This window comes from Geodermatophilus marinus (assembly GCF_003428645.1).
Lineage (GTDB): Bacteria > Actinomycetota > Actinomycetes > Mycobacteriales > Geodermatophilaceae > Geodermatophilus.
Genome location: NZ_QVQH01000039.1, coordinates 24336 through 30715 on the forward strand (window position 1 = coordinate 24336; position 6380 = coordinate 30715).

The following is a 6380-nucleotide window of genomic DNA, read 5'->3' on the forward strand; positions in this document are numbered from 1 at the left end:
AGTCTAGGGCCGGCGCGACCGGCTAGATCGCACCGTCGTCGAGCGCGGCGCGTCCGCGCTCGACGCACGGGTCGATGCGGTCGGCGTAGCCGGAGGTGTCCTTCCCGGCCATGGCGCCCGCGGCCGACCGGGCCACGATCCCGGCCACGATCGCGGCGAACTTGAAGTACGCGAACCCGACGTACCAGGACAGCTCCGCGAGGTCCAGCCCGGTGCGCCGAGCGTACCGCTCGGCCACCGCCGCGCGGTCGGGGAAGCCGGGCAGCGCGGTCACCGAGCTCTGCGTCGCCGGGAGGTCCTCACCCGCCTCGGGCCAGTAGACGAGCATCAGCCCCAGGTCGGCGAGCGGGTCGCCGAGGGTGGACATCTCCCAGTCGAGGACGGCGCGGATGCGACCCGGCACGCCCGGGTCGAGCAGGCAGTTATCCAGCCGGTAGTCGCCGTGCACGATGCCGTCGCGCTGGGTCTGCGGGACGGTCTCGGCGAGCCGGGCGGCCAGGGCGTCCATGCCCGGGCGGTCGCGGTCGCGGGTCGCGTCCCACTGCTTGGTCCAGCGCCGCACCTGGCGGGCCATGAACCCCTCGGGCCGGCCGAAGTCCCCCAGGCCGACCTCCTGCGGGTCGACCGCGTGCAGGTCGGCCAGGACGTCGACCAGGCCCTCGCCGATCGCCCGGCGCTGGGCGGGCTCGTCGGCGTAGCCCGGCGGCAGCTCGCTCACCACGTGGACGCCGACGACGCGCTCCATCACGTAGAAGGGCGCACCGAGGACGGCGGTGTCCTCGCACAGGTGCAGCGTGCGCGGCACCGGCACCGGCGTGGGGACCAGCGCGGAGATGACCCGGTGCTCCCGCGCCATGTCGTGCGCGGTGGCGAGGACCGCTCCCGTCGGCGGCCGGCGCAGGATCACGGCGTCCTCCGCCGGGCCACCGGCCGGGGTGACGACGTAGGTGAGGTTGGACATGCCGGCGGCGACCATCTCGACGGTCACCGACCGCCAGCGGTCGTCGCCGAGGACGGAGGCCAGGTAGGGGCCCACGACGGTCGGGTCAGCACCCACGGGAGTCGACACCGGCGCAGGGTAACCTCTGGCGCTCCGCCCCCCCGACACCTCCGCCCGGGCCCCGCGGGTGCCGGCCCGCGGGGCGCGGGCACAAACCGGGCCCGGACGACGTTGGGGGGTCCGCCGGTACCCGCGCACGCGGGCCGCCGGCCCCGGACCGCGGTCGCCCCGGTGACCGACCAGGTCGGCGGCCCGGCCGCCGACGAACGATGCGGGCCTCGCCGCCCGCGAGAACCCCGGAGGAGGGGCACACCCCATGGCCACCGACTACGACGCCCCGCGCCGCAACGAGGCGGACGAGCTCGGCGAGGACTCCCTCGAAGAGCTCAAGGCGCGCCGGGCCGAGGCGCAGTCCTCGTCGGTCGACGTCGACGAGACCGACTTCAACGAGAACCTCGAGCTCCCCGGCGCGGACCTGTCCAACGAGGAGCTCACCGTCCGCGTCCTCCCGAAGCAGGAGGACGAGTTCACCTGCTCGCGCTGCTTCCTCGTGCAGCACCGCAGCCGGCTCGCCGCCACCAAGGGCGAGCAGCTCTACTGCCGCGACTGCGCGGCCTGAGGCAGGCCTCCGCCCCGCCCCTCGCCCCGCCCGCGGCGGAGCCCGGGACGGGGCCGGGGACCGAGGCGGGACCCCGCCCTCCCCGGCCCCCTCGTAGGCTCGGGGGAGGTGCCCCGCCCGGGGCCGCAGGGGACCCGACCGAGGAGGGCCGGTGACGGAGCACGGGGAGCGGACCGCCGCGGTGCGCGACGTCCCCCCACCCCGTCCCGTTCCGTCCGCCCCCGGTGCCGCCCCGGCCGCCGAGGGCACGGCCGCCCGGGCCGGGCGGCTGCTCGCCGACGCGGTCGGTGGGCTGCTCGGCCGGGGCGTCCCGGCCGCCGCCGTCCTGCGGGACGTCGCCGCAGCGGTCACCACCGCGGCCCGCCGGGTGGCCTCCCCGGCACGGCCGGCCGAGGGTGGCGCCGGCCCGTTCCCGGGCGCGGTGGTCGGCGACCTGCTCGCCGCGGCGGCCCCCCACCTGCCCGTCCGGGACGCCGCGACGCTGCGGGCCGAGCACCCCGGCCTCTCCGACGACGAGATCGCCGACGCCCTCGTCGCCCGCGCGGCCCGGCTCACGACGGCGATCGGCGCGGCGACCGGCGGGATCTTCGCCGCGAGCTGGCTGGCCCCGCCGTCCCTGCTGGCCCTGCCGCTGGAGCTCGGGGCCGAGACCGCCGCGGTGGCCGCCGTCGAGGTGGTGCTCGTCGCCGAGCTGCACGAGCTCGCCGGCCGCCCCGCCCCCGGCGATGCACGGGCCCGAGCCGCCGCCTACCTCGCCGCCTGGACCGACCAGCGGGCCGTCGACAGCCGGCCGGGTGCCGGCATCCCCCCGGTCCTCGGGACGGCGGGGCTGCGCGCCCTGCAGCGCCACGTGGGCCGGCGACTGGCCCGCAGCCTGCCGGTCGCCGCGCCGTTCCTGGTGGGCGCAGCCCTCGGCGGGCGCGGCAACCGCCGGGCCACCGAGGCCCTCGCCCGCCGGCTGCGCGCCGACCTCCGGCGGCACCTGCCCTGAGGAGCCGGGTCCAGCGCCCTGCCCTCCGCGCCGGGTCCAGCGCCCTGCCCTCCGGCGCCGGGTCCAGCGCCCTGCCCTCCGGCGCCGGGTCCAGCGCCCTGCCCTCCGGCGCCGGGTCCAGCGCCCTGCCCTCCGGCGCCGGGTCCAGCGCCCTGCCCTCCGGCGCCGGGTCCAGCGCCGCGACTAGGGTCGCCGACGTGCCCGACACCGCCCTTCCCGACCCCGCCGCCCCGGGGCCCGAGGTGGAGGTCCCGGTGACGCTGTCCCCGGAGGCCGTCGTCCCCGCGTACGCCCTCCCCGGGGACGCCGGGGCCGACCTGGCCCTCGCCAGCGACCTCGAGCTGGCCCCCCTGCAGCGGGCGCTCGTGGGCACCGGCGTGGCCGTGGCCATCCCCGAGGGCTACGCCGGGTTCGTGCACCCGCGCTCGGGCCTGGCGCACCGGCTGGGGCTGAGCCTGGTCAACGCCCCGGGCACCGTCGACGCCGGGTACCGCGGGGAGATCAAGCTGAACCTGGTGAACCTCGACCCCACCACGCCCCTCACCCTGCGCCGCGGCGACCGGGTCGCCCAGCTGGTCGTGCAGCCGGTGGTGCGGGCACGCTTCGTGCCCGTCGAGGAGCTGCCGGCCAGCGCGCGCGGCACGGGCGGGCACGGGTCGACCGGCGGGCACGCCGGGACCACTGCGAAGGGACGCCCCTGACATGCCGTTCGGACGGCGACGCAACCGGATCGACCGCAGCCTCCGCGAGCGCGGGGTGCCGCCGGAGCCGCAGCACCGGCCGCGGGAGGTGGCGGAGACCGCGGGCCCCTGGGACGAGGCCGACGCCCCGGACGACGGCCTCGCCCGGGTCGACCTCGGGTCCCTGCGGTTGCCCGCCATCCCGGGGACCGAGCTGCGGGTGGACGTCAACCCGCAGCAGAAGGTGGTCGGCGCGACCCTGCGGCAGGGGGAGTCGCTGCTGCAGGTGTCAGCCTTCGCCGCGCCCCGCGCCGCCGGGATCTGGGACGACGTCCGCGCCGACCTCGCCCGCAGCGCCTCCGGCCAGGGCGGCTCGCTCCGGGAGGTCGACGGCCCGTTCGGCCCCGAGCTGACCGGCACGGTGCTGGCCACCCCGCTGCCGCAGCCGGGCCAGAACGCGCCCGCGCAGAAGGTCCGCCGGCCCGCCCGCTTCCTCGGCGTGGACGGCCCGCGCTGGTTCCTCCGCGGCATGATCACCGGGCCCGCCGCGGCCGGGCCGGAGGCGGCCGGGCCGCTGGAGGAGGCCTTCCGGCAGATCGTCGTCGTCCGCGGGTCCGAGCCCATGCCGGTGCGCGAGCAGCTGCCCCTGACCCTGCCGCCGCAGGCGGCCGCGCAGATCGCCGCGCAGGCCGCGGCCCGCCAGCAGGCGGCCCGGCCCGGGCTGCGTCCCCCGGCCGCCGCCCCGCGCACCCCACCTCCGGCGACCCCGCGCGCCACCCCGCCACCCGCCCCGCCGACCGCGTGACCCCCCGCACCGTGGCCTACGGGCCGCACCCCGACCAGTTCGTCGAGCTGACGCTGCCGGCCGGGAACGGCCCCGCCCCGGTCGCCGTCGTGCTGCACGGCGGGTTCTGGCGGGCCGCCTACGGCATCGAGCTGGCCCGGCCGCTGGCCGCGGACCTCGCCGCGGCCGGTCTCGCCGCGGTCGCCGTCGAGTACCGGCGGGTGGGCGCCGGGGGCGGGTGGCCGCACACGCTCGCCGACGTCGCCGCGGCGCTCGACGCGCTCGCCGGCCTCGACGAGCGGCTCGCCCTCGACGACGTCGCGGTGGTGGGGCACTCCGCGGGCGGGCACCTCGCCGCCTGGGCGGCCGGGCGGCACCGCCTGCCGTCCGGGGCCCCCGGTGCCGGCCCGCGGGTGCGCGTCGCGCGGGCGGTCCTGCAGGCCGGGGTGCTCGACCTGGCGCGGGCGGCCCGGCAGGGCATGGGGGACGGCGCGGTGGCTGCCTTCCTGGGCGGCGGCCCGGACGACGTCCCCGACCGGTACGCCGCCGCCGACCCGGTGCGCCTGCTGCCGACCGGGGCCGAGGTGCTCTGCGTGCACGGCACCGTCGACGACCGCGTCGCACCGGAGCAGAGCAGCCGGTACGCCGACGCCGCCACCGCGGCCGGTGACCGGGTCCGGGTCGACCTGGTCGAGGGCGCCGACCACATGGTCCTCATCGACCCCGGCGGCCGGCCGTGGGCCCTCGCGCGCGGGTGGCTGTGCCACCGGCGCCAGCAGGACGGCGGCCGATCTACCCTCGACCCGTGACACAGACCCGTCCGGGAGGGTGGTTCGCCCGCACCCTCCAGCGGCTGACCGCCGACGACCACACCATCGACGCCGAACGGCTGCGCGAGGAGTCGGCCACCGCGGGCTGCGAGGCGGTCAGCGCCTGCCGCAAGGGCGCGGTGGTGACCGTGACCGGCCGGCTCAAGTCGGTGGTGTACACGCCGCGGGAGACCGTCCCGACCCTCGAGGCGGAACTGTTCGACGGCTCGGGGTCGGTGACCCTCGTGTGGCTCGGCCGGCGTCGCATCCCCGGGATCGAACCGGGCCGCACCCTCACCGCCTGCGGGCGGTTCGGCTCCTTCGACGGCCGCCAGGTGATCTACAACCCGCGGTACGAGCTGAGCGCCGGGTGACCGATCGGCCCGAGGGGGAGGGCCGGGCCTCCCCGGCGGACGCCGCACCGCCCGACGGCGCCGTCGCCTTCGACCGCCACCTGGTCCTCGACCAGCTCGGCGGCTGGCGCGGCATGCTCGACGCCACGCTGCCCACCGTCGCCTTCATCGTCGCCAACTCCCTGGGCGGCCTGCGGGTCGGCATCTGGAGCGCGCTGGGCGCGGCGCTGCTCGTCTTCACCCTCCGGCTGGTGCGCCGCGAGAGCGTGCAGCAGGCCCTCAGCGGGGTGTTCGGGGTGGCCATCGCGGTGGGCATCGCCGCCTGGTCGGGGCAGGCCCGCGACTTCTTCGTCCCCGGCCTGATCCGCAACGCCGCGCTGGGCATCGTGCTGATCGGGTCCATCGCCGTCCGCTGGCCGCTGGTCGGCGTGGTCGCCGAGTTCCTCGCCCCCAGCCACCTCGGCGCGATGGCCTCGCACTCGCTGCCCGGGCTGCGCCGCCGCTTCGACCGGGTGAACGCGAGCCTGCACCACCGCCCGCCGCCGGCCCCGGAGTCCGGCGCCCGGCCCCGGGACCCGGCCCCCGAGCGGCACTGGCGGGAGGACCCGCGGATGCTGCGGGCCTACAGCTGGCTGACCCTGCTCTGGGGCGGGACGTTCCTGGTCCGCGTGGTGGTGCAGTGGGTCTTCTACCGCGCCGACGAGGTGGAGCTGCTGGGCACCGTCTCGCTGGTGCTCGGGCTGCCGGTCACCGCCGCGGAGCTGCTGCTCACCCTGTGGGTGGTGGCCCGGCTGCACCGGCACCGGGCGGAGCCGGCCGGTGCCGAGCCGCCCGGCGAGGGGGACGACGGCCAGGCCGCGCGCCCGGCCGCCTGACGTCCGAGCCCGCCCCGCCTGACCTCCCGCGGCCCCTCACCGGCCCGATCCCCGCGGTGATCATGGGGAGGTGGCCCGCTCGTCCGGCGTGTCGGCCCGTGTCGCCGGCAAGAAGCCCATGATCACGGCCGGGAGGGAGACGGGCTCTTCACGATCGGGGGTGTAGTCGGGGTCGGAAGCCGCCGGTTTCGAGCAGGCTCCTGGCGATGTAGTTGGTGAGGTTGCGGAAGCCGAGCGCGGAGCCTCGGAGGTGCTCGAGTCGTCCGTTG

Annotated in this window: 8 protein-coding genes; 7 read left to right on the forward strand and 1 reads right to left on the reverse strand. The window is 78.3% G+C overall.

Annotation, left to right across the window (positions count from 1 at the left end; translation table 11 throughout):
* Positions 1-22: 22 nt before the first annotated feature.
* Positions 23-1069, reverse strand: coding sequence for a phosphotransferase family protein (locus tag D0Z06_RS23720; protein WP_117380009.1), 1047 nt, complete (start codon positions 1067-1069; stop codon positions 23-25).
* Positions 1070-1316: 247 nt separating this feature from the next.
* Between D0Z06_RS23720 and D0Z06_RS23725 the strand changes: the two genes are divergently transcribed.
* From D0Z06_RS23725 to D0Z06_RS23755, 7 genes are all read left to right on the forward strand, one after another.
* Positions 1317-1619 (forward strand): DUF4193 domain-containing protein, encoded by a 303-nt coding sequence (locus D0Z06_RS23725; RefSeq protein ID WP_117380010.1) that lies wholly within the window; start codon positions 1317-1319, stop codon positions 1617-1619.
* A gap of 151 nt (positions 1620-1770) precedes the next feature.
* On the forward strand, positions 1771-2610 hold the full coding sequence (locus tag D0Z06_RS23730) for a hypothetical protein (RefSeq protein WP_117380011.1): 840 nt from the start codon (positions 1771-1773) through the stop codon (positions 2608-2610).
* A gap of 197 nt (positions 2611-2807) precedes the next feature.
* The gene (gene dut, locus D0Z06_RS23735; protein ID WP_233517927.1) at positions 2808-3311 is read left to right on the forward strand and encodes a dUTP diphosphatase; all 504 of its coding nucleotides are present in this window, start codon (positions 2808-2810) and stop codon (positions 3309-3311) included.
* Position 3312: 1 nt separating this feature from the next.
* Positions 3313-4095: a DUF3710 domain-containing protein gene (locus D0Z06_RS23740; protein ID WP_117380012.1), complete on the forward strand. Its 783-nt coding sequence runs from the start codon at positions 3313-3315 to the stop codon at positions 4093-4095.
* Positions 4092-4883, forward strand: coding sequence for an alpha/beta hydrolase family protein (locus D0Z06_RS23745; RefSeq protein ID WP_117380013.1), 792 nt, complete (start codon positions 4092-4094; stop codon positions 4881-4883). The genes D0Z06_RS23740 and D0Z06_RS23745 overlap by 4 nt, the downstream gene beginning before the upstream one ends.
* Complete coding sequence (locus D0Z06_RS23750) at positions 4880-5257, forward strand: OB-fold nucleic acid binding domain-containing protein (protein ID WP_117380014.1); 378 nt, start codon at positions 4880-4882, stop codon at positions 5255-5257. The genes D0Z06_RS23745 and D0Z06_RS23750 overlap by 4 nt, the downstream gene beginning before the upstream one ends.
* Complete coding sequence (locus D0Z06_RS23755; protein WP_117380015.1) at positions 5254-6111, forward strand: DUF3159 domain-containing protein; 858 nt, start codon at positions 5254-5256, stop codon at positions 6109-6111. The genes D0Z06_RS23750 and D0Z06_RS23755 overlap by 4 nt, the downstream gene beginning before the upstream one ends.
* The last annotated feature ends 269 nt before the right edge of the window (positions 6112-6380 follow it).

Coding starts and splice junctions, on each gene's coding strand:
- D0Z06_RS23740 (WP_117380012.1), top strand. CDS start 3,313: ATGCCGTTCGGACGGCGACGCAACCGGATCGACCGCAGCCTCCGCGAG.
- D0Z06_RS23725 (WP_117380010.1), top strand. CDS start 1,317: ATGGCCACCGACTACGACGCCCCGCGCCGCAACGAGGCGGACGAGCTC.